The sequence below is a fragment of the Trichlorobacter sp. genome, assembly GCF_030247655.1.
Lineage (GTDB): Bacteria > Desulfobacterota > Desulfuromonadia > Geobacterales > Pseudopelobacteraceae > Trichlorobacter.
In genome coordinates, this window is the sequence record NZ_JAOTRZ010000321.1 from 1 (window position 1) to 2,289 (window position 2,289).

Here is a 2,289-nt window from a genome sequence, read left to right on the forward strand (position 1 = left end):
GATCAGAACGCCATAAGTATTCTCAAGAATTGGTTCCAGTTCTGGGAGGATATAGGCGACTGGCTTCCTTCCGTGTTTGCAGTCAATCAGGGTGTCTACCATCCCATTTTCGAGAGGACCGGGACGGTAGATTGCCCTGGCAGCAACGACATCTTCAAAACACGATGGTTGAAGCCTTTTCAGTAACTCCTGAATCCCGCTGGATCCAAATTGGAACACATAATTTGTCTCTCCAGAAGCAAACATTCTGTATGTTGCATGATCGTCAAGTGGCAAAAGTTCAAGACTTAAGTTTGGGTCTTTGGTTGCCTGGACCAGCTTCACAATGGCATCATTGAGAGACAGATTTTTGAGGCCAAACAAATAAAAATTGATCAGGCCAAGTCTCTCGACATTTCGAAACTCGAGATGCGATTGTGGCAGGTTTTGTCCAGGAAGGTCTGCTATAGGCATCCAAGAAAGTAGATCATCCGGTGCAATTATGATACATGCGGCATGAACATGCTGTCGCCTTATTAGTCTGTGAAGGCGTAACGAGATGTTTAAGAGTGAAGCAACTTTTTTATCTTTTTTTGCTAGATGATAAGGACACGTAATCCTTATTCTTGGATGCGGATCTCTTGCTATCGTGCTACTTATTTGTTCCCAGAAATTGTATTCTGGTATTAACACAAGCACACGATTAATTTCATCTTCAGCCATACCTATGATTGATCCAACTTCATAAAATATGCCTTGGTCATCGAAGCATTCAAATAAGCTGGGATGACAAACCTTTTCGCGGCTGAACCTTCGAACGATGTAGTCAACCACATCTTTTCTACGTTCGGCGCAGAAATCGAGATAAATATCAGGGAACATGCCTTGCTTTAACGGGTTAAGAAAGCGCTCGAAGATCAGGCTGTTTTGTATTGGGTCAATGGCTGTTATGCCAAGAGCATAGGCGACAAGCGAACCACCTACCGCACCACGCCCCGGACCGACCGGAATACCATTGTCCTTTGCCCAGTTGACATACTCCGCCACGACAAGAAAATAATCTGACAGGCCCTTTGCAGAAATACTTTCCAGTTCATGTTGGAGGCGTTCCGAATAACTCATCTCCAGACCCTGCGTTATTGCAGGATTCTGCGTTCTAATGATTGGCATTTTGCTCTGCAAACCATCGCTGGCCCTCTGCAAAAGGACCTCATGTGAGCTTCGGCCGTCCAACGATTCATAACGCGGCAGATGAGGTCCATCCATCTGCAGTTCCAGGTTACAGCGATCAACAATGGTGAGAGTATTGAAAATTGTTTCGGGACAATCCCCGAACATCCTCCACATCACCTCAGAAGGATAGAGACAAGGCTCTACTGAGGATCGTTCCCCAAGTTCTTCAAGGGTAATGCCTCTCTTCATGCATTGCAGCACCTCATAGAGAGGCACATCTTCAGGTGCAAGACAATGACTGTCGGCAGCGACCACCAGAGGAATATCCAACTCGCGAGCAATGGAGCTCAGGTTTGCCAAATCTCTTGTTGGTTCAGGAAACAACTCAATGTAGAATCGTCCCTGGAACTGTTTTCTATACCAGGCAGCTACACTGACGGCATCCTCGCTGCCCTGCCCGCACAACTTCGCCAGCTCTCCGCTCTTCCCACCGGACAGACAGATCAACCCATCACTATGGGCTGAAAGAAAAGCAGGCGACACAGGGGTAATGGTTGACAAACCTTTTTCTGTAGCTGCGGAGACAATCCGACACAGATTTCGGTAGCCGGTCGTATTCATGCAAAGCAGCACCAGCTTGTAAACATGATTGACAGCCTTATCTCCCCAAAGTACGGAAGTGATACTGACCTCCGCACCGATAATCGGTTTTATTCCTGCTTTACGACATCTCACGTAAAAATCTATGGCGCCGGACATGTTATCGGTGTCGGTTATGGCGACAGCAGGCATTTTGTACTCCACAGCTTTGGCAACCAGCTCACGTATGCGGATAGTGCTATCAAGAAGAGAATATTCAGTATGGACATGCAGGTGAACAAATGATGATGTACTCATGTACGATCCCTTCACCGATTTAATAAAAAATTATCCGTACAGCTCGAGTTAGTTTCCAAACCCTATCTTCCTCGGGCTTGCCCCCTTTGTCTCGCACTCCTTGCTGAGAATTTCATGCAGCCGGCCAGCTGTGGCTGCCTCATCCCACAGCTCAAACTGCCGGGCAGCCACGGCAAAATCGCCAGGGGTGAGCTGCTCCAGGCGTCTTACCTGCTCATCCCAGGCACTACTCTCTGATTT

The 2,289-nt window shown here is 47.4% G+C and carries 2 protein-coding genes; both read right to left on the reverse strand.

Annotated features, from left to right (window positions below; all coding sequences use genetic code 11):
* The coding region (gene dnaE, locus OEL57_RS16235) for a DNA polymerase III subunit alpha (protein ID WP_300741922.1) at nt 1–2,049 on the reverse strand (2,049 nt) is incomplete at its 3' end.
* Between the two features lie 48 nt (nt 2,050–2,097).
* A partial coding sequence (locus OEL57_RS16240; RefSeq protein ID WP_300741923.1) for a hypothetical protein occupies nt 2,098–2,289 on the reverse strand: 192 nt, incomplete at its 5' end.